Origin of the sequence: Phreatobacter aquaticus, from assembly GCF_005160265.1 — a bacterium.
In the GTDB taxonomy this organism is placed as follows: domain Bacteria; phylum Pseudomonadota; class Alphaproteobacteria; order Rhizobiales; family Phreatobacteraceae; genus Phreatobacter; species Phreatobacter aquaticus.
This window is the reverse complement of record NZ_CP039865.1, coordinates 883,393-907,681: the sequence shown is the minus strand read 5'-3', so window position 1 is coordinate 907,681 and position 24,289 is coordinate 883,393. Positions and strand designations below refer to the sequence as shown.

General features: G+C 65.8%; 24 protein-coding genes. 11 read left to right on the top strand and 13 right to left on the bottom strand.

The features are described from left to right. Positions 1–44: 44 nt before the first annotated feature. Complete coding sequence (fdxA, locus tag E8L99_RS04185; RefSeq protein WP_137098365.1) at positions 45–380, top strand: ferredoxin FdxA; 336 nt, start codon at positions 45–47, stop codon at positions 378–380. A gap of 414 nt (positions 381–794) precedes the next feature. After that, a complete protein-coding gene (locus tag E8L99_RS04180) occupies positions 795–1,385 on the top strand; it encodes a CarD family transcriptional regulator (protein ID WP_137098364.1) in 591 nt (196 codons plus the stop codon). A gap of 403 nt (positions 1,386–1,788) precedes the next feature. Here E8L99_RS04180 and E8L99_RS04175 read toward each other — a convergent pair whose 3' ends face one another. From E8L99_RS04175 to E8L99_RS04165, 3 genes are all read right to left on the bottom strand, one after another. After that, the gene (locus tag E8L99_RS04175; protein WP_137098363.1) at positions 1,789–2,016 is read right to left on the bottom strand and encodes a Trm112 family protein; all 228 of its coding nucleotides are present in this window, start codon (positions 2,014–2,016) and stop codon (positions 1,789–1,791) included. A gap of 76 nt (positions 2,017–2,092) precedes the next feature. Beyond that, a complete protein-coding gene (locus E8L99_RS04170) occupies positions 2,093–2,767 on the bottom strand; it encodes an LON peptidase substrate-binding domain-containing protein (RefSeq protein WP_137098362.1) in 675 nt (224 codons plus the stop codon). A gap of 82 nt (positions 2,768–2,849) precedes the next feature. Continuing rightward, complete coding sequence (locus tag E8L99_RS04165) at positions 2,850–3,455, bottom strand: peroxidase-related enzyme (RefSeq protein WP_137098361.1); 606 nt, start codon at positions 3,453–3,455, stop codon at positions 2,850–2,852. 183 nt (positions 3,456–3,638) lie between these two features. Between E8L99_RS04165 and E8L99_RS04160 the strand changes: the two genes are divergently transcribed. Continuing rightward, positions 3,639–8,477 (top strand): NAD-glutamate dehydrogenase, encoded by a 4,839-nt coding sequence (locus E8L99_RS04160; RefSeq protein ID WP_137098360.1) that lies wholly within the window; start codon positions 3,639–3,641, stop codon positions 8,475–8,477. A gap of 572 nt (positions 8,478–9,049) precedes the next feature. Here the strand turns inward: E8L99_RS04160 and E8L99_RS04155 are convergent. From E8L99_RS04155 to E8L99_RS04125, 7 genes are all read right to left on the bottom strand, one after another. Further along, positions 9,050–9,235, bottom strand: coding sequence for a hypothetical protein (locus tag E8L99_RS04155; RefSeq protein ID WP_137098359.1), 186 nt, complete (start codon positions 9,233–9,235; stop codon positions 9,050–9,052). A gap of 79 nt (positions 9,236–9,314) precedes the next feature. Next, positions 9,315–10,190: a 3-hydroxybutyryl-CoA dehydrogenase gene (locus E8L99_RS04150; RefSeq protein ID WP_137098358.1), complete on the bottom strand. Its 876-nt coding sequence runs from the start codon at positions 10,188–10,190 to the stop codon at positions 9,315–9,317. Between the two features lie 166 nt (positions 10,191–10,356). Next, positions 10,357–11,295 carry an electron transfer flavoprotein subunit alpha/FixB family protein gene (locus E8L99_RS04145; RefSeq protein WP_137098357.1) on the bottom strand — a complete coding sequence of 313 codons (939 nt, stop codon included), beginning with the start codon at positions 11,293–11,295 and terminating at the stop codon, positions 10,357–10,359. Continuing rightward, the gene (locus E8L99_RS04140) at positions 11,295–12,044 is read right to left on the bottom strand and encodes an electron transfer flavoprotein subunit beta/FixA family protein (protein WP_137098356.1); all 750 of its coding nucleotides are present in this window, start codon (positions 12,042–12,044) and stop codon (positions 11,295–11,297) included. Before E8L99_RS04140 ends, E8L99_RS04145 begins: the two co-directional genes overlap by 1 nt. 221 nt (positions 12,045–12,265) lie before the next feature. Continuing rightward, positions 12,266–12,808: an SRPBCC family protein gene (locus E8L99_RS04135; RefSeq protein ID WP_215907051.1), complete on the bottom strand. Its 543-nt coding sequence runs from the start codon at positions 12,806–12,808 to the stop codon at positions 12,266–12,268. 58 nt (positions 12,809–12,866) lie between these two features. Beyond that, positions 12,867–13,226, bottom strand: a complete 360-nt coding sequence (locus E8L99_RS04130; RefSeq protein WP_137098355.1) for an ArsR/SmtB family transcription factor — start codon at positions 13,224–13,226, stop codon at positions 12,867–12,869. Between the two features lie 164 nt (positions 13,227–13,390). Continuing rightward, a complete protein-coding gene (locus E8L99_RS04125; RefSeq protein WP_137098354.1) occupies positions 13,391–14,203 on the bottom strand; it encodes an exodeoxyribonuclease III in 813 nt (270 codons plus the stop codon). A 176-nt stretch (positions 14,204–14,379) separates the two neighbouring features. Here E8L99_RS04125 and E8L99_RS04120 point away from each other — a divergent pair, with 176 nt between their 5' ends. From E8L99_RS04120 to E8L99_RS04105, 4 genes are all read left to right on the top strand, one after another. Then, on the top strand, positions 14,380–14,529 hold the full coding sequence (locus E8L99_RS04120) for a histidine kinase (protein WP_137098353.1): 150 nt from the start codon (positions 14,380–14,382) through the stop codon (positions 14,527–14,529). A gap of 4 nt (positions 14,530–14,533) precedes the next feature. Then, positions 14,534–15,466: a site-specific tyrosine recombinase XerD gene (locus E8L99_RS04115; protein WP_137098352.1), complete on the top strand. Its 933-nt coding sequence runs from the start codon at positions 14,534–14,536 to the stop codon at positions 15,464–15,466. A 95-nt stretch (positions 15,467–15,561) separates the two neighbouring features. Then, entirely contained in the window at positions 15,562–16,515 is a 954-nt protein-coding gene (locus tag E8L99_RS04110; protein ID WP_137101946.1) for an acetyl-CoA carboxylase carboxyltransferase subunit alpha, read from the top strand. Between the two features lie 263 nt (positions 16,516–16,778). Then, complete coding sequence (locus tag E8L99_RS04105) at positions 16,779–18,383, top strand: L,D-transpeptidase family protein (protein ID WP_137101945.1); 1,605 nt, start codon at positions 16,779–16,781, stop codon at positions 18,381–18,383. 56 nt (positions 18,384–18,439) lie between these two features. Here E8L99_RS04105 and thpR read toward each other — a convergent pair whose 3' ends face one another. From thpR to E8L99_RS04090, 3 genes are all read right to left on the bottom strand, one after another. After that, positions 18,440–18,979, bottom strand: a complete 540-nt coding sequence (gene thpR, locus E8L99_RS04100; protein ID WP_137098351.1) for an RNA 2',3'-cyclic phosphodiesterase — start codon at positions 18,977–18,979, stop codon at positions 18,440–18,442. Between the two features lie 103 nt (positions 18,980–19,082). Continuing rightward, entirely contained in the window at positions 19,083–19,844 is a 762-nt protein-coding gene (locus E8L99_RS04095) for a glutamine amidotransferase (RefSeq protein ID WP_137098350.1), read from the bottom strand. Between the two features lie 132 nt (positions 19,845–19,976). Next, positions 19,977–20,324 carry a response regulator gene (locus E8L99_RS04090; protein WP_137098349.1) on the bottom strand — a complete coding sequence of 116 codons (348 nt, stop codon included), beginning with the start codon at positions 20,322–20,324 and terminating at the stop codon, positions 19,977–19,979. 71 nt (positions 20,325–20,395) lie between these two features. Here E8L99_RS04090 and E8L99_RS04085 point away from each other — a divergent pair, with 71 nt between their 5' ends. The 4 genes from E8L99_RS04085 to E8L99_RS04070 all read left to right on the top strand — a co-directional run bounded on the left by E8L99_RS04085 (position 20,396) and on the right by E8L99_RS04070 (position 24,289). After that, positions 20,396–21,328, top strand: coding sequence for an AEC family transporter (locus tag E8L99_RS04085; protein ID WP_137098348.1), 933 nt, complete (start codon positions 20,396–20,398; stop codon positions 21,326–21,328). A gap of 103 nt (positions 21,329–21,431) precedes the next feature. Then, a complete protein-coding gene (locus tag E8L99_RS04080; protein WP_137098347.1) occupies positions 21,432–23,225 on the top strand; it encodes an ABC transporter ATP-binding protein/permease in 1,794 nt (597 codons plus the stop codon). Between the two features lie 39 nt (positions 23,226–23,264). Then, on the top strand, positions 23,265–23,840 hold the full coding sequence (locus E8L99_RS04075) for a hypothetical protein (protein WP_137098346.1): 576 nt from the start codon (positions 23,265–23,267) through the stop codon (positions 23,838–23,840). 89 nt (positions 23,841–23,929) lie between these two features. Beyond that, the gene (locus tag E8L99_RS04070; protein WP_137098345.1) at positions 23,930–24,289 is read left to right on the top strand and encodes a DUF2794 domain-containing protein; all 360 of its coding nucleotides are present in this window, start codon (positions 23,930–23,932) and stop codon (positions 24,287–24,289) included.

Sequence of the window (24,289 nt, the reverse complement as noted above, 5' to 3'; positions counted from 1 at the left end):
ATGGTAAGCGCTGAGGTCGCGCCTCGTGCCTGCGGAGCCTGTTCATGACCTATGTGGTCACCGAAAATTGCATCAAGTGCAAATATATGGATTGCGTCGAGGTCTGTCCGGTGGACTGCTTCTACGAGGGTGAGAACTTTCTGGTCATTCATCCCGACGAGTGCATCGATTGCGGCGTCTGCGAGCCCGAATGCCCGGCCGAGGCGATCAAGCCGGATACCGAGCCGGGGCTGGAAAGCTGGCTGCAGCTGAATACCGAATATGCCTCCAAATGGCCGAACATCACGCAGAAGCGCGAGGGTCCGTCGGACGGCAAGGACTGGGACGGCAAGCCTGGCAAGCTGGCGCTTCTGTCGACCGAGCCGGGGCAGGGCGACTGACCCGAGGCCGTTAACGCTACGGCCGCTCTGTGGCCCGCGGCCGGCCACCTTGCGCGAGGCTTTGCGCTCAAGCCTTTGATTTCTGCGAAATTTGTGGTATAGTCCGGTCATAGTCGATCAAACAGACGGTCCTGCCAGCGCGCTCCCTCCTGAGGAGCGTCTTTTTTCGGAACAATCCGATGAGATGCGATGGAGGGCTTGCATGGGCCGAGCCTTCCGCGCCGCCGAAGGTCTTTCCCTCATCGACTGACGTCAGGGATATCGGCACGATCCTGGTCCGGATTGCACCCGCCGTTGTCCCGCGCAAACCACCACGGCGCCCAAGGGCACCGTGGGTCGGCAGCCAGAGCCCCGCAGGGCCGAGGCCCGGCATCACCGGCGGCCGTTTCCGGCCAGCAAGGAGTAAGGCGCAGTATGACCGCTAAGAAGAGCACGCAGACCCGTCAGGGCTTCAAGACGAGCGAGTACATCGTCTATCCGTCCCACGGGGTGGGTCAGATCGTCTCGATCGAGGAGCAGGACATTGCCGGCTTCAAGCTGGAATTGTTCGTCATCACCTTCGAGAAGGACAAGATGACGCTGCGGGTTCCCACCGCCAAGATCGCCCAGGTTGGCATGCGCAAGCTGGCCGAGCCCGAGGTGATGACCAAGGCGCTCGACGTGCTCAAGGGCCGTGCCCGCATCAAGCGGACCATGTGGTCCCGCCGTGCCCAGGAATACGAAGCGAAGATCAATTCCGGCGACCTCATCTCGATTTCCGAGGTGGTGCGCGACCTGTTCCGGTCCGACACCCAGCCCGAGCAGTCCTATTCCGAGCGCCAGCTCTACGAGCAGGCTCTTGACCGGATGGCGCGCGAGCTCGCCGCCGTCGAACGCGTCGTCGAAGCCGATGCCATCAAGATGATCGAAGCCCAGCTTGCCAAGGGTCCGCGCCGCGGCGTTGCCAAGGCGGAAGAGGCCGAGGAAGCTGAAGACGCCGACGAGAGCGAGGTCGAGGCGGCCTGATCGCTTCGACACTTTCACCGCATCAAAAAGCCCGGCCTTGCGCCGGGCTTTTTTGTTGGGCGTCGGGCTGAGCCGCAGATTGAGGCGACCAGCTCGGAGCCGATCGCCGCTCGCGACGTCATCCCCGGCGAGACGCGTGAGCGTCGAGGGAAGGGGATCCAGGGGCCACGAGGTCCCAACTATCCGCCAGTGGCGAGGTTCAGCTCTTCACCTGTGGTGAGGTCCGAGCAGGCGACTCCTGGACCCCCTTCCCTCGGCCCTTAGCATCGAGCGAACGCGAGATGCGTTCGCATCTCGCTATTGGCCTCGCCGGGGGTGACGTCCTGAATACCTGGAGGCCGGGATCACTGCTTGATCGCAGCCCATATCGGCGATCGCCGCCGGGTGAGTGGGCCCGTCCGCCTCAATCCGCCAGCTTGCGGGCTTCTTCCGGCAGCATGATCGGGATGCCGTCGCGGATCGGATAGGCGAGCCTTGCGCCGCGCGACACCAGCTCGTTGGCGGCCGCGTCATAGTCGAGCGTGCCCTTGGTGACCGGACAGACGAGAACCTCGAGCAGGCGCGGGTCGACCGTGCCGGGCCGGGTCTGCGGCACGCTGGTGGCATTATCGGGCGTTGTGTCGCTGGTCATGGCCGTTGTCCTCAATCACGCCTGTCCTACACCGCAGGACCCGGCTCTCCAAGAGCCGGTGTTCCGAGGGGCCGGCTCAGTTGAGCGCGGGCTTGTCCTCCGACGGACCATCCTTGGCGAGCGCCATCTCGGTCACCGCCACCAGCAGGGCCGCGCGGGTCTTCAGGTCGGGCGCCTCCAGCAGGGCCTGCTTCTCGCGCAATCCCCAGGGCGACATCATGCACAGCGCATTGACGAGAGCCTCCGTCGGCGCCTTGCTGATGCCGTCCCAGTCGGCCTCCAGGCTGTTGGCCTCCAGGAACTGGCCGAGCGTCTTCAGGAGTCCGTCGCGATCCACCTCGCTCTCGCCCTGCTCGGCCAGGAAGTCGCCGGCAAAGGCTCCGAAATCGACGCTGCACTGGCGGTATGGTGTGGTGGTCGACAGTTCCTCGCCGATCCGGAACCGGGAAATGCCGGTCAGGTTGAGCATGTAGCGTCCATCGCCGGTCTCGGAGAACTGCGTGATCCGGCCGGCGCAGCCGACGGCGGCCAGCTTCGGCTCGCGTGCCTCTTCATCGCCGATGGCCGGCTGGACCATGCCGATGATGCGGTGTCCCGACTTGAAGGCATCATCGATCATCGCGAGATAGCGCGGCTCGAAGATGTTCAGCGGCAATTGTCCGCGCGGCAGCAGGAGCGCACCGGCCAGCGGGAAGACGGGAATGGTGCCCGGCAGATCAGCCGGGCCGCCATAGATCGTGTTGGTGGCCATACTCGACACTCCATGGCCGTCCGGACGGCCTTGTGCCCAATGTAGGCGCTTGCCGGCCGGGTGCCAGAGGCAATGACCCGGCTCAGCGGTAGCTGGGATGATATTCGGCATTCGGCCGCATGTCGGTGGCGGTCGCCATGCGGTTCGACATGTTGAAGAAGGCGGCGGTCGCCCCGATATCCCAGATGTCGCGATCATTGAAGCCGGCGTGGCGCAGCAGCTCACGGTCGGGGTCGTCGACGGTCCAGGGTGCCTCGGTGAGCTTGACCGCGAAATCCAGCATGGCGCGCTGGCGGCGGTCGAGCCTGGCTGCGCGGTAGTTCATGACCATCTGTTCGCCGAGGACCGGATCGCCGGACAGCTGGCGCACCGCCGCGCCATGGGCGGTGAGGCAATAATAGCAGCGGTTCACCGACGAGACGGCGACCGCGATCATCTCGCGCTCCAGCTTGCTGAGGCCCGAGGGGGCCAGCATCAGGTCGTTGTACATGGCCGCGAACGCCTTGAGCTTGGCGAGATCGTGGGTGTAGGCGAGCAGGACATTCGGCACATAGCCGATCTTGTCGCGGCACTTCTGGAAATAGGCCTCGATCTCGGCATCGAGCGGGGCGGCCGGCAGGTTGAGCGCAATCGGCGCCTCCGGCTTGGCGGCAGTGGTCGCGGCCGTCTTGGCGGTTTTTGCAGTCATTGTCGGTCTCCCTTGCCGGGTCCGTGGACAGTTTGATGTCACGGCCCTCATGCCCCTTCCGGAGCTTCGTTCGGGAGCCTAGCGGAACCACGAAGCAGGCGGAATTGTCTTTACGGGGGAAGGGGCGCGTGGTCATGCTGGCTCCGCTTCGAATGCGGCCGGCAGTGCTGCGGGGGGACGACGATGACGAGTGCGGCCGAGAATATTGGCGGAATCGCCGCTCTGATCGCCCAGGCCGAAATCATTCTGCGCGGCACGGAAGGTTCTGTTCCAGAGACCTATGCCGCCGATCTGTTCGGCCGTGTCGCGCCTGAGGACATCGCCCCCTATGAGGCGCGCGACCTGGCAAGCCTTGCGGCTGCAAGCTTTGCCGCTCTCGGCCACCATCCCGCCGGCACTACCGCCATCCGCCTGGACGATCCCGTGGCGCCGACACCGGGGTCACCGCTTGGCGCGATCACCGTGATCGAGCTGGTCAACGACAACATGCCGTTCCTGGTCGATTCGGTCATGGGCGTGCTGGCCGAGCAGGCGATCAATGCGCGCCTTGTCGCCCATCCGATCGTGACGATCGAACGCGAGCCGTCCGGCGCACTTGGCGCCTATCGTGGCCTCGACCAGGCCGACGGCTCCGCCCATCGCGAGAGCATCATCCATATCCATATCGACCGCCTCACCGACGAACCGCGCCGCGCGGCGCTGGTCGCCGAGCTCGAGGGCACGCTTGCCGATGTCAGGATCTGCGTTGCCGACTGGCGGCCGATGATCGATCGGGTGCGCGGCCTGATCGAGGACCTGAAATCGAACCCGGTCCTGCCGGTGACCGAGATGGCGGAGGGCATCCAGTTCCTGGAATGGCTGGCCTCCAACAACTTCACCTTCCTGGGCGTCCGCGACTATTCCTATGTCGGCGGCCTTGCCGAAGGGCAGATGGAGCCGCAATTCACCTCCGGTCTCGGCATCCTGCGCGACGAGAATGTCCGCATTCTCCGCCGCGGTCCCGACCTGGTGACCATGACGCCGGAAATGCGCGAATTCCTGATGCAGCCGGTGTCGCTGATCATCACCAAGGCCAATGTCCGTTCTCGCGTCCACCGGCGCATCTACATGGACTATATCGGCGTCAAGCAGTTCGACCGGGCGGGCCAGTTGATCGGCGAGGTCCGCATGGTCGGGCTGTTCACCTCCACCGCCTATACCCGCTCGACCCGCACCATTCCCTATCTGCGCCGCAAGGTGGACCGTGTGCTCACCCGCGCCGGCTTCGACCCGGACGGTCATTCCGGCAAGGCGCTGGTCAATGTGCTGGAGAGCTATCCGCGCGACGAGCTGTTCCAGATCGACGACGACACGTTGTTCCGCAACGCCACCGCGATCATGCAGCTCGACGACCGGCCGCGGGTGCGCGTGCTGTCGAGGCTCGACCGCTTCGACCGTTTCGTCTCGGTGCTGGTCTTCGTGTCACGCGACCGGTTCGACACGGCGGCGCGCGTGGCGATCGGGCAATATCTGGCCAAGGTCTATCATGGCCGCGTCTCGGCCTTTTATCCCTCCTTCTCGGAGGGGCCGCTGGTCCGCATCCATTTCATCATCGGGCGCAGCGAGGGCGAGACGCCGCAGGTCGAGCGGGCGACTCTCGAGGCCGCCGTATCTCGCATCGTCCGAACCTGGGGCGACGGCCTCGCCGATGCCCTGGCCCTGATCCACGACCCCGGCCGGTCGAACCAGCTGGTCAGCCGCTATCGCGACGCCTTCTCGGCGGCCTATCGCGAGGCGGTGACGCCGGAGGACGCGATTGGCGATATCCGCATCCTGGAGGGTCTGTCCGGCCAGCGGCCGCTGGCGATTGACTTTCATCGGGCCGACCCGGCCGACAAGACCGAAGCGAGCCTGCGTGTGTTTGCCCGCGGCCGGCCGATACCCTTGTCGGAGCGGGTGCCGATCCTGGAGGCCATGGGCTTCGCTGTGGTCGACGAGCGCACCTACGAGGTGATGCCGGCAGGTTCAAGCGACGATGCCGTTGTCTGGCTGCACGACATGTCGCTGCGGCGGCCGGGCGGACAGCCGATCGACCTCGAGGCGCTCGACGGCAAGCTGGAAGCAGCCCTGCTGGCCGTGATGACGGGCGAGGCCGAGAGCGACGGGTTCAACGCGCTGACGCTGGAGGCCGGCCTTGCCTGGCGCGACGTGGCGGTGGTGCGCACGCTCGCCCGCATGCTCCGGCAGATCCGTGTGCCGTTCAGCCAGGACTATCTGTGGGAGACGCTGCGCAAGCATCCGAGCATCACCAAGGGCGTGGTGCTGATGTTCCACCTGCGCTTCGACCCGCGCCTGCCGCTGTCGGTCGAGGATCGCCTGGCCAAGCAGGGCGACATCGTCGCGCGCCTCGAGGAGGCGCTGGCGCAGGTGACCTCGCTCGACGAGGACCGCATCCTCCGGGCCTTCATCAATCTGGTGCAGGCGGCGCTCAGGACCAATTTCTACCAGACCGGCGAGGACGGACAGGTTCGTCCGACCATTGCCATCAAGTTCGAATCGAAGAAGATCGACGGCCTGCCGGCGCCGAAGCCCCTCTACGAGATCTTCGTCTATTCGCCGCGCGTCGAGGGCGTGCACATGCGCTTCGGCAAGGTGGCGCGTGGCGGGCTTCGCTGGTCGGACCGGCCGCAGGATTTCCGCACCGAGGTGCTGGGCCTCGTGAAGGCGCAGCAGGTGAAGAACGCCGTCATCGTGCCGGTCGGCGCCAAGGGCGGCTTCGTGCCGAAGAAGCTGCCGCCGCCCGGCCAGCGCGACGCCTGGCTCGCCGAGGGCACCGAGGCCTATCGCATCTTCGTGCGATCGCTCCTGCAGATCACCGACAATATCGAGGGCGCAGCCATCGTGCCGCCGCCGGAGACGGTGCGCCATGACGGCGACGATCCCTATCTGGTGGTGGCGGCCGACAAGGGCACTGCGACCTTCTCGGATACCGCCAATGCGCTCTCCATCGAGAAGGGTCATTGGCTGGGCGACGCCTTCGCCTCGGGCGGCAGCCAGGGCTATGACCACAAGAAGATGGGCATCACAGCGCGCGGCGCCTGGGAGGCCGTGAAGCGGCATTTCCGCGAGATGGGCGTGGATATTGGCACGACGCCGTTCTCGGTGGCCGGTGTCGGCGACATGTCGGGCGACGTGTTCGGCAATGGCATGCTGCTGGAACAGACGATCCGCCTGGTCGCGGCCTTCGACCATCGCGACATCTTCCTGGACCCCGATCCGAACCCGGACAGGACCTTTGCCGAGCGTCGGCGCCTGTTCGATCTGCCGCGTTCCTCCTGGGGCGATTTCGACAAGAGCCTGATCTCGGCCGGTGGCGGCGTGTTCTCGCGGGCCGCCAAGTCGATCCCGCTGTCGGCGCCGGTGCAGGCCATGCTCGGCATCGCCAAGGCCGAGGCGCCGCCGCAGGAGGTGATGAGCGCCATCCTGAAGATGGAGGTCGATCTCCTCTGGTTCGGCGGCATCGGGACCTATGTCCGGGGCTCCGCCGAGACCGATGACCAGGTCGGCGACCGTGCCAACGATGCCATCCGCATCACCGGCGGCGACATCCGCGCCAAGGTGGTTGGCGAGGGCGCCAATCTCGGCGCGACGCAGAAGGGCCGCATCGAGGCGGGCCGGCGCGGCGTGCGCATCAACACCGATGCGATCGACAATTCGGCGGGCGTCAACACGTCCGACGTCGAGGTGAACATCAAGATCGCGCTGACGACGCCGGAGCGCGACGGCCGGCTGTCGGGCGATGCCCGCAACGGGCTGCTGGTCGAGATGACCGACGAGGTCGGCCGCCTCGTGCTGCGCAACAACTATCTCCAGACCCTATCCCTGTCGCTCGCGCAGCGGCGTGGGCTGGAGGATCTCGGCTTCCAGCAGCGGCTGATGCGGGTGCTGGAAGCGGACGGCAAACTCGATCGCGCGGTGGAATATCTGCCCGACGATGCGGAGCTCGCCGAGCGGCGACGGCGCGGCGATCCGCTGACCCGGCCGGAACTGGCCGTGCTGCTCGCCTATGCCAAGATCGACCTCTACGACCACCTGCTGGCCTCCAGCGTGCCGGACGATCCCTATCTGGCGCGCGAGCTTGTGCGCTATTTCCCGCGCGCGCTGCAGGAGCGCTTCCCCGATGCCATCGAGACCCACCGGCTGCGCCGCGAGATCATCGCGACGGGCCTCTCCAATTCGATGATCAACCGGGGTGGGCCGGCCTTCCTGGTGCGGCTGGCCGACCAGACCGGTGCCGACGTCTCGACCATCGCCTCTGCCTTCGCCGCGGTGCGCGATGCCTATGGCATGACCGCGCTCAACACCGAGCTGGACGGGCTCGACAACCGGATTTCCGGTCCGTTGCAGCTCGATCTCTACGCGGCGATCCAGGATCTGCTGATCGACCGTGTGGTGTGGTTCGTGCGCAATGTCGACCTGACCGGCGGCCTCGCCGATGTGGTTGCCCATCACCGGGCGGGCATCGAGGCGGTGGCGGCAAGTCTCGACACGGCCTTGCCGCCGGATGCGGCGGCCGCGCGCGCGGCCCGTACCGCCGAGCTCAGGACCGCCGGCCTGCCGGACCCGCTGGCCGGCGTGATGGCGAGCCTTGGCTGGCTGGCGGCGTCACCGGATATCGTGGCGGTTTCCGATCAGACCGGACGGCCGGTTTCGGTGGTGGCTGCGACCGCATTCGCCGCTGCCGCGACCTTCAGGCTCGATCAGGTGAAGACTGCCGCCCGTGGGATCGTCGTCACCGACTATTTCGACCGGCTGGCGCTCGATCGCGCGCTGGATTCGATCGCCGATGCCGAGCGGCGGCTGGCAGCCGACATGGTGGCGGGCGGACAGGGCGGCGAGGAGGCGGTGCAGGCCTGGATGGCCGTCCATGGTGGGCGGGCGGAGCGTATCCGGACGGCCGTTTCGGAGATCGCCAGTTCCGGGCTCACCGTGTCGAAGGCGACTGTGGCGGCGAGCCTGCTGGGGGATCTGGTCCGGGGGTAGGTGCAGGCGCGCTCCAAAGTGGTGTCCTGTCGCGCGAAGCCAGCCCTTGGCTCCAGGCGTCATCCCCGGCCGAGGCAAAGCCGAGGGGAAGGGGATCCAGGAGCCACGGGCTGTGTTCCCTCCATCAGCCTTCCCTTTGATCCCGCCTGCGACTCCTGGACCCCCTTCCCTCGCCCTGCGGGCTCGCCGGGGGTGACGTCGTTGGGGCGCGCAGCGTCCGGGTGAGGGGGCGAGTTGCGGGTCGTTGATGGGTCGAACTCTATGCGGCGAGGGCGCTCCCCCTCTCCCGCCCTCGGCTTCGCCTCGGTCGACCTCTCCCTGTGGGGGAGAGGTGAAGGGTCTGCGCTGGCGGCCACAACGCGCTATCGGCCCCCACGCACGACCTGACCTAGCATCGCGACCGCCCAAGCGTCAGGACGTCATCCCACGTCATGCCCGCCCTTGTGGCGGGCATCCACGACCCCTTGTCGTAGACGGGACGTCAAAGACGCCGATGGCCGGGACAAGCCCGGCCATGACACTTGAAAAGATGGTGATGAGGGTCGACGAGCTGCCTGCCGCCCTGAGGCGCCTTACGCCCGCTTGTCGACTACGAGGCCGGTGCCCGGCGCGGGTGCGGCCTGCACGGCCTCGTCGAGAATCTGCAGGACCTGCTGGTCCGCCTGGTTCTGGTTCCGGATGAGCGCCGTCTGGATCCCCATCTGGGTCCGGTCCTGCGCCATTCCGGTCATTGCACCGATGATGCTGTCTGTCGACATGGGGCGATCCTTCGCGTTGTCGCAAAGGACGCTAGCAAACCGGTTTTAACAAAGCTTTCGGCGAAAGCCTCGAATTGTCTTAACGTGTCGGGATCGGCCTCTCGCCGCGGTAGTCGTAGAAGCCGCGCTGCGACTTGCGACCAAGCCAGCCGGCCTCGACATATTTCACCAGAAGCGGGCAGGGCCGATACTTGGAGTCCGCCAGGCCGTCATGGAGCACCTGCATCACCGACAGGCAGGTGTCGAGACCGATGAAATCGGCGAGCTGCAGCGGGCCCATCGGGTGGTTGGCGCCGAGCTTCATGGCGGTGTCGATGGCTTCGACCGAGCCGACGCCCTCATAGAGGGTGTAGATCGCCTCGTTGATCATCGGCAGCAGGATGCGGTTGACGATGAAGGCCGGGAAATCCTCGGCGACCGCGATGGTCTTGCCGAGACGGGCGACCAGCGCGCGCGAGGCCTCGAAGGTCTCATCGCCGGTTGCGATGCCGCGGATCAGCTCGACGAGCTGCATGATCGGCACCGGGTTCATGAAGTGGATGCCGATGAACCGCTCGGGACGGTCGGTGGTCGAGGCAAGCCTGGTGATGGAGATCGACGATGTGTTCGACGCCAGAATCGCGTCGGGCTTCAGCATCGGACAGACGGCCTGGAAGATCTTGATCTTGACCTGTTCGTTCTCGGTCGCGGCCTCGATCACCATATCGCAATCGCCGAAATCGCTCAGCTTCGGCGCGGCGTTGATGCGCATCAGCGCGGTCTGGCGCTGCTCCTCCGTGATCAGGCCCTTGGAAGCCTGGCGGCTGAGATTGCCGTTGATGGTGGCAAGGCCCGACTTGATGCGATCTTCCGACAGATCGTGCAGCATCACATCGACGCCCGCGAGGGCTGCGACATGCGCGATACCGTTGCCCATCTGTCCGGCGCCGATCACGCCGATCTTGTTGATATCCATGGTTCCACCTGGTGACCGGTCCGCCCGCTGGCTTGCGGGCGGCGGAGGATCGTTCGTGTCAGGGCGACATATCTACGATGGTCCGGCGCGCCGCGCCATCGGTATCGCTGAAGAGACAAGGCGCGAGCGACATCATGCCGCCCGCGCCGATATCACTTGGCCAGCATCACTTGCCGGCCAGTTCCTTTTCCAGCTCCGGCAGGATGGTGAAGAGGTCGCCGACCAGGCCGTAATCGGCCACCTGGAAGATCGGGGCCTCCTCGTCCTTGTTGATCGCGACGATCACCTTGGAATCCTTCATGCCGGCGAGATGCTGGATCGCGCCGGAAATGCCGACGGCGATGTAGAGGTCGGGGGCCACCACCTTGCCGGTCTGGCCAACCTGCCAGTCGTTGGGAGCGTAGCCGGCATCGACGGCTGCGCGCGAGGCGCCCATGGCCGCGCCGAGCTTGTCGGCGACGGGCTCGATGACCTTGGCGAAGTTCTCCTTGGAGCCGAGAGCCCGGCCACCGGAGATGATGATCTTGGCAGCGCCGAGTTCCGGACGATCCGACTTCGACAACTCTTCACTGACGAAGGTGGAGAGCGCCGGATCGGAGGCCGCGCCGGCCGTCTCGACCGGAGCGGAACCGCCGCTGGCTGCTGCCTGGAACGAGGCGGTGCGCACCGTGATGATCTTCTTCGCATCGGTCGACTGGACGGTCTGCAGCGCGTTGCCGGCATAGATCGGCCGCTCGAACGTGTCGGGAGCGATGACCTTCACGATGTCGGAGATTTGCATCACGTCGAGCAGGGCGGCGACCCGCGGCAGGATGTTCTTGCCGTTGGCGGTCGAGGCCGAGACGATGTTGTCGTAGGAGCCGGCGAGCGAGACGATCAGCGCTGCTGTGGGCTCTGCCAGCATGTTGGCATAGGCCGCATTGTCGACCACCAGCACCTTGGCGACGCCGGCGAGCTTGGCGGCGGCGTCACCGGCCGCGGCGCAGCCCGAGCCGACGACCAGCACGGTGACCGGGGCGCCGAGAGCGACGGCTGCGGTCAGCGCCTTGGCGGTCGCGTCCTTGATCGAGGTGTTGTCGTGTTCAGCGAGAAGAAGCGTCGACATCAGAGCACTCCAGCTTCGTTCTTGAGCTTCGACACGAGTTCGGCGACCGAACCGACCTTGACGCCGGCCTTGCGGCCGCCGGGCTCGGTGGTCTTCAGAACCTTGAGGCGCGGCGCGATGTCGACGCCATAGGTCTCGGGCGTCTTCTCGTCGATCGGCTTCTTCTTCGCCTTCATGATGTTCGGCAGCGAGGCATAGCGCGGCTCGTTCAGGCGAAGGTCGGTGGTGACGATGGCCGGCGACTTGAGGCTGACGGTCTGGAGGCCGCCATCGACTTCGCGGGTGACCGCGATCGTGTCGCCGGAGATCTCGATCTTCGAGGCAAAGGTGCCCTGGGCCCAGCCGAGCAGGGCCGCCAGCATCTGGCCGGTCTGGTTGGCGTCGTCGTCGATCGCCTGCTTGCCGAGAATGACGAGGCCCGGGGCCTCCTCACCGACGATCCCCTTCAGGATCTTGGCGACGGCCAGCGGCTCGACGGTTGCATCGGTCTTCACGTGGATGCCGCGATCGGCGCCCATGGCGAGGCCGGTGCGGATCGTCTCTGCAGCGCCCTGCGGGCCAATGGAGACGACGACGACCTCGGTGGCCGCGCCCTTTTCCTTCAGCCGCAGCGCCTCTTCGACGGCGATCTCGTCGAAGGGATTCATCGACATCTTGACGTTGGCGAGTTCGACCCCGGAGCCGTCAGGCTTCACGCGGATCTTCACATTGTAGTCGACAACCCGCTTGACGGGCACAAGGATCTTCATCGGGTCCCTCCCCGAAGCGGGCAAAATCCGCTCGGATGATCGGTTTCATGGCCTGATCCGGCCGGGCGCGCACCGTAGAAGCGGCCACTTTGGGTGTCAACGAAACGGCCCGGCCAGCGCCATACGGCGTTCGGATGATGCAATGCAATAGAAAAGGCAGACGCGCCTCGCAGAGGGGATCTGCGGGCGCGTCTGGGTTACGCAGGGAGATGACGAGAGGATCAGGTGCCGATGCGCGGGGCGTAATGGTCGCGCAAGGCCTGCCAGCGCGACCAGAAGCCGGCCGGTGGGGCGCCCTCGATCACGGAGACAAGCGTGTCGAGATGGACGTGCCAGCCGCTGACGAAGCTGAGGCGCAGCGCCTCCTGCATGCGCCGATGGGTGAGGACGAGGCGGACCTGATCGTCGACCGGCTCCAGTTCGAAGGTCACTTCCGATGCATCCGGGCCCTGACCCCATTGCAGGACCAGCAGTCGTGGCGGCTCGCAGCGGAGCACCTGTCCCGAGAGGCGCGGAGGTCCGTCCGGGCTGCGGACTTCGGCCGGGGCCTGTTCCGGTGGCACGGACAGGTCGTCGTTGCGGAATACGAAGGTCATGGCACCGCCCGCGCTCAGTTCCATCGGCCCAGCGGCGAGCCATTTGGCGCGCTTGTCGGATTCGGTGAGGTAGCTCCAGATCCGCTCGATCGGACCCGGCAGAAGCCGGACGTAGCGCACGGAGGAACGGTCGATCATCTCGGCGAAGGCACTGGTCGAGGTACGCATGGCACGTTTCCTTATCGGCTTCGGGTGAGGGTGGAGGCGAGGGTGGGCAACGGGAGGATCAGGCCTTGGGCTCTCCCTTGGCCTTGGCGGCATCCTCAGCCTTGAGGATCGCTTCCAGGGCATCGAGCCGTTCGGTCCAGAACCGCTGGTAGAAATTCAACCATTGGTCTGCTTCGGCGAGAGGTGCAGCCTCAAGCGTGCAGACGTGGGTGCGCCCGCGCACCTCGCGGCGGACCAGACCGGCCCGCTCCAGGATGCGGACATGCTTGGAGGCGCCGGCAAAGGACATGTCGAAGGGGGCGGCGAGATCGCCGATGCCGCTCTCGCCATCGGCGAGGCGGCGCAGCATGGCGCGGCGGGTGGGATCGGCCAGCGCGTGGAAGACGGTGTCGAGTGAATGGGTGTGATGTTGAACCATAAGGTTGAACGTAGCAGAGCTTCCGCAGATGTTCAACCGGTTGGTTCAATAATTTTCCAAGCGCGGTTGGAACGCGCAATCAGCAGGAGCGAGACCTCCTTCCGTGGAGCCTATTTGCTCCTGCTGCGGAGGGTCTCCGTCCGGCTTGCGGCAGGCTTTCGGGATCAGAGATCGAGGGTGGCGATGACCGGCGCGTGGTCGGACGGGCGCTCCCAGGAGCGGGCGTCCTTGACGATCTCGAAGCCGCGCATGGCCGGTCCGAGCGTCGGGCTGACCCAGACATGGTCAAGCCGGCGGCCTTTGTTGGCGGCAGCCCAGTCGGGCGAGCGGTAGCTCCACCACGTGTAGAGCTTCTCGGGTTCAGGCGTCAGTTCGCGCATCATGTCGACCCACTGGCCGGCCTTGGCCACCTCGATCAGGCGGCGGCGCTCGAGCGGCGTGTGGGAAACGACGCCCTTGAGCTGCTTGGAGCTCCAGACGTCATGCTCGTAGGGGGCAATGTTGAGGTCGCCGACGAGGATCGAGCGATTGCCGGCGTCGCCAACCTTCAGGCCGTCCCAGGCCTCCATCTCGTCGAGAAAGCCCAGCTTGTGGGCGAATTTCGGGTTGATGGCCGGGTCGGGCTCGTCGCCGCCGGCGGGGATGTAGAAGTTGTGGATGCGGGTGCCGGTGGCCGGGCCATCGGCGAGCACGACCGAGATGTGACGGGCATCTTCCTTGCCGAAGAAGGGCTTCCGCTCGGGATCCCGGAACGCGTAGCGGGAGGCGATAGCCACGCCGTGATAACCCTTCTGCCCGTGGATCGCGATGTGGTCGAAGCCCATCTTGCGGAGATCCGCCAGCGGGAACTGGCCATCCATGCATTTGGTTTCCTGCAGGCACAGGATGTCGGGGCGGTAGGCTTCGACGAAGCGCGCGACCGATTCGATGCGCAGGCGGACCGAATTGATGTTCCAGGTGGCAATCGTCAGCGGCATCGGGGGTTCCTTGGGCGGGCGGCGGCAAGCCTAGAGGCTTCGCCCTGTGATCGGAAGGCGGCAGAGCCCGCCATGCACGCCTTTCTCAGCCGATGCTTGCGGCGCCAATGCTTGCGGCGCAGGGCCTTTCATGATCAGTCTCACCGCCCGATCCCAGACCGAGGGGTTTTCCCCGCATGCCGACCCTGATGCGCTTCGTGGTGATTGCGGCCGTCCTCGGCGGCCTCGGCTTCACGGCCATGGTGGGGCTCGCCTATTTCGTGGAGCCCGACCCGCGCGAGATGTCGGTGTCGATCCCAGCGAATCGCCTGCAGCCCCGGCGCTAGGCGCATGGCGCGGGCCCCCGGCGAGATCGATCTGTTCCTCGACATGATGGCCGCAGAGCGCGGCGCCGCCGCCAATACGCTCGCCGCCTATCGGCGCGATCTCGATGATTATGCGGAGTTTCTGGCCGGAGAAGGTGTCGGTCCGAAAGCGGCCACCACCGAGACGATCCGCGCCTATCTCGCCGATTGCGCCGGACGCGGCCTGAAGACTGCCTCGGTCGCCCGCAGGCTGTCGGCTGTGCGGCAGCTGCACCGGTTTCTCTACGGGGAGGGCATCATCGGTGCCGATCCGGCAGCGGTGCTGGAGGGGCCGAAGCGTGGCCGACCGCTACCCAAGGTGCTGGGTCTGGAGGCGGTGGACCGGCTGCTGGCCGTGTCCAAGGAAGGGATCGACGATCCCGCGCGTCCGCTTCTCGAGCGGACCCGCACCGCGCGTCTCGCCTGCCTGATCGAGCTTCTCTATGCGACGGGCATGCGCATTTCCGAGCTGATCGCCCTGCCGATCGCTGCCGCCAGGCGGGATCAGCGGTTCCTCGTGGTGCGCGGCAAGGGCAACAAGGAACGGATCGTGCCGCTGAACGAGGCCTCCAAGGCCGCGACCGCGCGCTACCTGGCGCTGCGGGAGGAAGCGGGCCTTGCCGCCTCGAAATGGCTGTTTCCGTCGTCGGGCGAAACCGGCCATGTGACCCGTCAGCATGTGGCGCGCGAGTTGAAGGCAGTCGCCGCCGCAGCCGGGCTGCCAGCAGCCCAGGTCTCGCCGCATGTGATGCGGCACGCCTTCGCCAGCCATCTCCTGCAGAACGGGGCCGATCTGCGCTCGGTGCAGCAATTGCTTGGCCATGCCGACATTGCGACGACGCAGATCTATACCCATGTGCTGGACGAACGACTGGCCGGTCTGGTGCGCGACCTGCACCCGCTGGCCGAGGACGACTAGCTTCTCCGGCTTGACTTTCGCCCCCTTCAAGGGGCATTTCCTCGCCTCCTGCGGCCCTCGGGCCACCTTCCTGGCCCAGGTTCGCCAACGTGCCGATGCGCAGCTATCTCGATTTCGAAAAACCGATCGCCGAACTCGAAGCGAAGGTCGAGGAATTGCGGGAGGTTGCCGCCCGCGACGGCGGCGTCTCGATCACGGACGAGGTCTTGCGCCTCGAGCAGAAGGCCGACCAGGCCCTCAAGGACCTCTACACGACGCTGACGCCCTGGCAGAAGACGCTGGTTGCGCGCCATCCGTCCCGCCCCCACACGCTGGATTACATCGAAGCCCTCATCGAGGATTTCACGCCGCTCGCCGGCGACCGGGTGTTCGGCGAGGACGAGGCGATCGTCGGCGGCTTCGGGCGTTTCCGCGGCGAAAGCGTCTGCATCATGGGTCATGAGCGCGGCGACACGACCGAAACGCGCATCCGGCACAATTTCGGCATGGCGCGCCCCGAAGGCTATCGCAAGGCGGTGCGCCTGATGGAGACGGCCGAGCGTTTCGGCATTCCCGTTATCTCGCTGGTCGACACCGCCGGCGCCTATCCGGGCATCGGCGCCGAGGAGCGCGGCCAGGCCGAGGCGATTGCCCGCTCGACCGACCGCAGCCTCGGGCTTGGTGTCGCGAACATGTCGGTGATCATCGGCGAGGGCGGTTCGGGCGGCGCGATCGCGATTGCCACAGCCAACCGGGTGCTGATGCTGGAACACGCGATCTACAGCGTGATCTCGCCGGAAGGTGCTGCGTCGATCCTCTGGCGCGATACCGCCAAGGCGCAGGACGCCGCCACCAATATGAAGATCACCGCGCAGGATCTGCTGCGCTTCGGCGTGATCGACCAGATCGTGCAGGAACCCATCGGCGGTGCCCATCGCGGCCGAGAGGCGGCGATGACGCGGGTCGGCGATGCGCTGGAACAGGGTCTCAAAGGGTTTGCGGGCCTGTCGCCCGAGGAAATCCGCCGTCTGCGCCGCGAGAAATTCCTGGCCATCGGCCGGGCTCTGTGACGCTGGTGGGGCGCTCTGCCCCACCTTCGCCACGATGTGCCGTTTCATGTGGATTTCGTTAACCCTGCATCGTATTTGCCGCGACTTGCGGTAACCTTCGGTTGACGCTATCGCTCTGCGTCAAGGATCCGTTAAGGGTCAGGGGCGACAGACTGACACCGTCAAAGGGCCTCTCGCCCAGGACCGGGAGCAGAGCATTGCCGCAGTCGGCTAGAGCCGCCAAAGGCGCGAATTTCACGGGTTGGAAGCTTGCCGCTTCCGCAATGGTGCTGGCGCTCGCCCTGGCGGGCTGCCAGGAGAGCACCCTGTCGCGCAACAATCCGAGCCGTGGATCGATGCCCCTGTCGGAGGCCGTCGCGTCGGAGCTGTCGGGCCGTGGGCTCAATCGCACCTCGCCGGTGCTGATGCGCATCTTCAAGCAGGAAGCCGAGCTCGAGGTCTGGAAGAAGGACGCGAGCGGCCGCTACGTGCTCTTCAAGACATATCCGATCTGCAATTATTCCGGTGATCTCGGCCCGAAAGTCCGCGAAGGCGACCGTCAGTCGCCCGAGGGCTTCTACACGATCACCATGAGCCAGATGAATCCGCAGTCGAATTATTATCTGGCGTTCAACATGGGCTTTCCGAACGCGTTCGACCGCTCCTATGGCCGGTCCGGCTCGCATCTGATGGTGCATGGCGACTGCTCGTCGCGCGGCTGCTACGCGATGACCGACGAGGCGATCGCCGAGGTCTATGCGCTGGCCCGCGAGGCGATGATGGCCGGACAGGAAGCCTTCCAGGTGCAGGCCTATCCGTTCCGCATGACGCCGCGCAATCTGGCGCGCCACCGCGCCAACCCGAACATGGCGTTCTGGCGGAACCTCAAGGAAGGCTACGACCACTTCGAGGTGACCCGTCAGGAACCTCAGGTGGACGTCTGCAACCGGCAGTATGTCTTTAACGCCGTTGCACCTAATTCGACGCTTGCCCAGGCCGGCGGCGGCTCGGTTCGCGAGATGATCGGCGGCGATCCGTGGGCCGGGACCCGCGCCAATGGCGCTGTCCGTCGGTCGAGCGCGGCCACGACGACTGCCGCGACGCCGGTTCCGGTGTCGCTGAACCAGCCGGTCACCACGGTTGCGCCGGTCAACCGTGCAGCGCCGGCTCAGCCGCGCTCAACCCGCACCCGCTTCACGGCGGTGAGCGATGACATGACGCCGCGCCCGGCCTTCCAGGCCGCCGCCGCTTGCCCTGCCTATGTCGTTCCGGCAGCCATCCGCCAGGCCGTTGCCCAGAAGAATGCCCGCGACATGGCCCAGGTCGCGGCCTTGTCGCCGCAGATCGAGGCGGCTCCCGCGCGCTCCGGCATCGATGGTGGCACCCATCAGCGCTTTGCCGCCCGCTTTGCCGACCGGCGCATTCGCGTCGGATCCAGCGAGCCGGCCTTCGCGCTTGCCGCCAGCGAAAGCGCGCCGACGACGCTGGTGTCCGCCCGTTCGGCTCCGGCCGCCGAGGCCGCGCCTGTTGCAGCAACCCCGGCCGCTCAGCCTGCCGCCGCGCCGCAGCCGGCCGCGCCGATGCTCGCCTCAGCATCCAGCCGTCCGGTGACCCTGCCGGTTGCCGGCGCAGCTCCGCCGGCCCAGACCTCGGTTGTCCAGCGCACCCAGACCGGCGCTCCGGTGGCGGCCTTCGCGCCCGCAGAGCCACCGCCTCAGCCGCTTCCGGCGGCCCAGCCCGGCAACTGGTTCTCGCGGCTGACCGGCCAAGCGCCGGCCGAGGCACCGGCTTCAGAGGCGCCGGCTGCTCCAGCCTCCGGCCCAACCGCGGCCCCACTGCCACTGCCGCGTCCGCACGCCTCGGTGTCGGGAACCGCTCGGATCCAGTGATGGGCCCCGTGCCCGCCATCCCCGTCTATCCAACGCTGCGACGCGCCGCCGCCTGATCAGGCGGCGAGCGTGTAGGCCTCTTCGACCAGATAGGGCCCGCCGCCGACCACTTCCTTGGCCGAGAACAGAACGAAGCGCGGCACGAAGAAGGTGCGGCTGAGAAACAGCCCGCGCAGCGCGATCCAGTCGGCAACATCGCGGGCGGAGGCATCGCGGCCGAGCCTGGCCAGCGTCACATGCGGCTTGAACTTGCGGGTTTCGGGCGGCAGCCCGACACGCCGCATGATGCGTTCCTGTTCGGCCTGCAACTCCATCAGAGGCTGGCTCTGCTTCACTTCGATGAACAGGGAACGCGGCTTGTCGCCGCCGAACGAGCCCAGACCGGACAGCGTGACCTCGAGCGGCCGCTTCTTCACCGCATAGAGCATGTCGGCGACATCATTGGCGGTGCGCACATCGACATCGCCGATGAAGCGCAGGCTGATGTGGAAGTCCTCCGGGTCAATCCAGCGGGCTGAACTCAGGCCCCCCTGCAATCGGCTGAGGTCGTCCGCCATGGATTCGGGGACTTCGATACCGGTGAAGAGGCGGGGCATGGCGACCTCCTTCAGTATGGTGAGACCCGAATCGGCGGGTCTCCTGCAAGTCTGACGCTGGCTTTCGCCGATGTCACCACGGTGACAGCGCGGCCAGCAGAGTTCACGCGACCTTCAATGTGGTCCAGTGGTCGAGGAAGGCGTCGAGCCAGGTCCTGACGGCGGCATCGTGCATGTAGCGACCATCGAAATGCTCCTGCCGCGAACGGGCGTTCGGCAAGGTCAGCCGCTCGTGGGCGCGGGTGGTCCAGCGGCACATCATCATGTGTGTGACCTCCGGGTGAAACTGGATGCCGTAGGCTGCCTTGCCGACGCGGATGGCCTGTGTCTCGAAACACTCACCGCTCGCCAGCAGTTCGGCGCCTGTAGGCTTCTCGAAGCCTTCGCGGTGCCATTGGTAGACGTGATCCGGCCACGGCATCTCGACGCGCGCCTGCTCGGTGGCGTTGAGCGGGTAATAGCCGATCTCGACATGGCCATCCGGGTGATGGGAGACCTTCGCGCCGAGATGGCGGGCCAGCATCTGGGCGCCAAGGCAAATGCCGAGGAAGGGCAGTTCGTCCTTGAGTGCGAGGCCAATCCAGTCGGTCTCGCGCTTGACGAAGTCATCGGGATCGTTGGCACTCATCGGCCCGCCGAAGATCACGGCGCCGGCGAGGTCGTGGGTGGTCTCGGGCAGCGGATCGTCGAAGCGCGGGCGACGGATGTCGAGCCTGTAGCCGCGCTCCTGCAGCAGGCGGCCGACCCTGCCGGGGGTCGACTGCTCCTGGTGCAACACGATGAGAACGGTATCGGGCGCACCCTTCACGCAGCGGGCCGGGCCGCTGATGCGTGGATCTCGTCGAAGAAGCGGGCGCGATGACATGGGCTGAATCACCGGGGGAACTCGAAGCGTTCCACCACAATGATGAAATATCGGGCGTGGTTAAAGAACGATCAACGGAATGTCAGGCCTGCGTTGCTGCACTGCCACACAAGGTCGTATGGGTGAGACAGATCAGCCGATCAGGGCGCGTGCCAGCACGGCTGCTTCGACCGGCTTCTGCAGCACGATATCGAACAGGCCCGGCAGCATGTCGTTGGGATCGTCGCCGGAGAGGGCGACCAGCCGGGGATGGCGCGAATTGTTCTTCAGCGCCAGCGCGACCGCGGCGCCGTCCATGTCGGGCATCCGCCGGTCGATCACCGCCACGTCGAAATCGGTCAACGCAGCAGCTTCGAGCGCGGCATGGCCGCCGTCGACCGCAGTGACCCGATGTCCGAGAGCAGTTGCGATTCGCGCGACCACTTCCCGGGAGAAGGGATGGTCATCGGCGATCAGCACGGACAAGGATGGCGTTGGCATTCCAAATTGCTAACGCGCATTAGACAATAAATCGTTTATGCCGATTCATTCCCCGCAGGCTTTCCATCGCCATGCTTGATCTCACGCTCCTCGTCCTGCCGGTCTTCGGCCTGATCGCGCTCGGCTATCTGGCGGCGCTGACGGGCCTGTTGAACGATCGCGCGAATGAGGGACTGACAGGCTACCTGTTCGTCATTGGCGCGCCAGCGCTGCTGTTCAAGCTGGTGACCGCGGCGACCTTCCCGACGGCGATCTCATGGGGCTATTGGATTGCCTATTATGCCGGGATGGTGGTGGTCTGGATCGCCGCGATGGCGGGCGCGGCCTTTCTGTTTGGGCGGAGCCGCGGCGAGACGGTGATTGCCGGGCTCTCGGCCGGACAGGCCAATACGGTGATGATCGGCATCCCGATCATCCTCAAGGCCTATGGAGACGACGCGGCCTTCCCGATCGCCATGCTGCTGGCGATCAATCTGCCCATTACCATGACAGCTGCGACCCTGATGCTGGAAGGCAGCCGCTCCTCAAGCGGCAGCGGCATAGCGCGGAAGCTGGCCTTTGGACTGGCCTCGCATCCGCTTCTGCTCGGCATCGCCGCAGGCGTTCTCGCTCAACTCGTCGGCTATCGCCCCAGCGGTCCCATCGGCACAGCGGTTGATATGCTGGCCGCGACCACGGTCCCGTTGTCGCTGGTGACGCTCGGGCTATCCTTGAAGGCCTATGGCGTAAAGGCCGACGTTCCGGTCGCCCTGATGGTCAGCGTTCTTCGGCTGTTCGTCCACCCGGCCATCGCCTATGTGATCGCCGGCCCCATCTTCGCGCTGCCGCCGGCCTGGACCGGCACCGTGGTGCTGTTTGCCGCCATGCCGGCCGGGATCAACGCCTATCTATTTGCTGCCCGCTATGGTGAAGGCGTGGGGATTGCGTCGACCAGCGTTGCCATTTCGACACTGCTCTCGGTGTTGGGCTCGGTGATCTGGCTGCGGGTCCTGGGGGTGGGCTGAAAAGTCGCTCCGCGACGAAAAGCCTCAGGAGAATTGCGTAAACTGCGCAGATGTCTCATCGTGGGCCCAGTTGCGCTTTGCTGGCCTGTGGATTTTGCGTTCAATGGTTCCTTCCACCTTCGACCCGGGCCCGGCAGTTTCCGGTTTGGACAGGAAGGTTGTCCTCGATTTCTTCAGGCTCGCCCGCGGCTGGTGGCATGGCGCTACGGCAAGGCGCGCTTGGTTCCTGACTGCAGCGTTGGTGTGCTTGCTGATTATCAGCGTTGCCGTCAATTTCCTCGTCAATGCCTGGAACCGCCGGTTCTTCGATGCGCTTGAGGCCTCCGATGCAACGACCGCGTCGTGGGAGGTTCTTCACTTTGGTGGTCTTGTCGTCTGCGCCGCAGCGGTCGGCGTGTGCATCGTGCTTGCCCGAGAGACGCTGCAGGTCCGCTGGCGCGAATGGCTGATCGGCCGGTTGCTCGATCGCTGGATTGGCCAGCAGCGTTACTATCGGATGCGGCTTGATCATACGGAGCCGGCCAATCCCGAATATCGCATTGCCGACGACACGCGCATGGCGACCGAGCCGATCGTCGACTTCGCCATCGGGCTCGTCCTGTCGCTCGTCTCCGCGCTGACCTTTGTCGGCGTCCTGTGGTTCGTCGGCGGAGCGCTAACGGTTCATGTGGGCGAGACAACCCTCACCCTCCCCGGCTACATGGTACTGGCCGCAATCGTCTACGGGGTCAGTGCGTCGCTGCTCATGCTGTGGATCGGCCGGCTGCTGCCCAACGAGATGGCGCGGCGCAACGAGGCGGAGGCGAAGCTCCGCTTCGAGCTGACGCGCCTGCGCGAAAATAGCGAGAGCGTGGCGCTGATCCGCGGCGAGGACGACGAGCGGCGTGCACTCAGCGTCACCTATGCCGAGCTCGTGGCGCGCGCGCTGAGGGTCGTGCGCCGCAATGGCCAGATCACCTGGCTGATGAACGGCAGTTCGGTGTTCGTGCCGGTGCTGCCGCTGCTGCTCGCCGCGCCGAAATACCTTGCCGGCGATTTCACGCTTGGCCAGGTCACGCAGCTTGCGGGTGCCTTCATTCAGGTTCAGCTGGCGATTGCCTGGCTGGTCGACAATTACCGCGCCATAGCCCAGTGCTATGCCTCGATCCTGCGCGTGACCGAATTGACCCGGGCGATCGACAATGTCGATAGCGACCTGGAGGCCCGACACGCGGGCGGCATCATTCTGGCGCCTTCGAGTTCCGGTGCGGTTCGCTTCGACGAACTGACGATCGCCGATCGATCCGGACGGGTGCTGATCGATCGCGCGGATGCGCGGATCGAGCCCGGCGAGAAGGTCATGATCTCGGGCGAGAGCGGGACGGGCAAGTCGACGCTGGTGCGGGCGTTGGCCGGCTTGTGGCCCTGGGGAACAGGCATCATCGCCTTGCCCGAAGGCGCGTCGATCGCCTTCGTCCCGGAAAGGGCCTATCTGCCCGCCGGCTCCCTGAGGGCGGCGCTGTTGTACCCGGCCCAGTCCGCTGCCGTCGATGATCCGATCCTGACCGAGGCGCTGGTCAAGGCGGGCCTTGGCTATCTGGCTGACAGGCTCGGCGATGTCGATCACTGGGACCAATTGCTGTCGAACGGCGAACGCCAGCGCCTCGCCCTTGCCCGCCTTCTGGTCCAGCAGCCTGACCTCGTCATTCTCGACAGCGCGACAACGGCACTCGACGAGGCGGCCGAGGTGGAGATGCTGGAGAGACTGATCGCCGCGCTCCATGGTGCAACGCTGATCAGCGTCGGCCTGCGCCCGTCGCTCGAAACACTGCATGATCGCAAGCTCGTTCTGGCCAGGGGAGCCAACGGCGCGAGCCTCTCGTCCGTCGCCCTGCGCCGGGTATCGGAAACTCAATAGAAAGCGGCCGGGGTCGGCCAGAAGCGGAGCAGAACGTCCATGTCATTGCATATCTGGGATCATTTTTGGGATCTGCGCGTCAAGGAATGCCCTTGCGATGTCCATTTCTGCGACTGGCTCGATGACAACGCGGTCTCGGGCAAGGCGATCTTCCATTTCGGCACCGGCGGGCACCATCTGCTTGGCCTGCACAATGTCGAGAAGGACCGGAAGAATGCCATTCTCGGCATCACGGCATCGCCCGGCGAGATCCGTACCTATGAGACGATGATCACCGAGAACCCGGAGCTCGGCTGGGGCTACAAGGCCTATTTCGGCGACATCTACCAGCTCGACGCGCGGCTTCTGCCGGTGTTCGACATTGTCACGCTGTTCCATGTCGGCGAGTTCCGCACCGAGGCGAACGACGCCTATGGCGGCCTGACCGACTATGCGATGACGAAGCTGATGGCTGGCCAGACCCGCACCGGCGGCACCATCGCCTTCTACACCGGCTCCTATGCCTATGACATCGCCAAGCGGGTGCACGACCAGCTGGTGGAAGAGGGATTGCTGGCGCCGAAGGGGCGCTACAAGACGCTGGAGCTGTTCGAGCGGACCTCGAAGGCGATCTGAGTCCCATCCGTCGCATCTTGCCAAGAGCGGCGCGCGGGTCGATCATGACCGGCCCGTGACGCTTCGGCGTGAGCGATGGAAGGAGTGCAATGTCGGATATCGAGCCCAGTTCGTCGGGCGCCGTCGTTCCCCTGAACGCCGGTGCTCCCCCCCAGCGGACCGCCTTCGATCGCCGCGACCTCGAGGTCATTCTCCGGCTCTATGGCCGCATGGTGGCCGCCGGCGAATGGCGCGACTACGCGATCGAGTTCCTGAAGGACAAGGCCGTATTCGCCGTGTTCCGGCGCGCCTCCGAGATGCCGCTCTACCGCATCGAGGTCTGTCCCAAGCTGAAGGACAAGCAGGGCGCCTATTCGGTGGTCAATGCTGCCGGCCTGGTGCTGAAGCGCGGGCATGAACTGCCGCGCGTGCTGGCCGTGCTCGAGAAGCCACTCAAGGTCGTGCAGTAA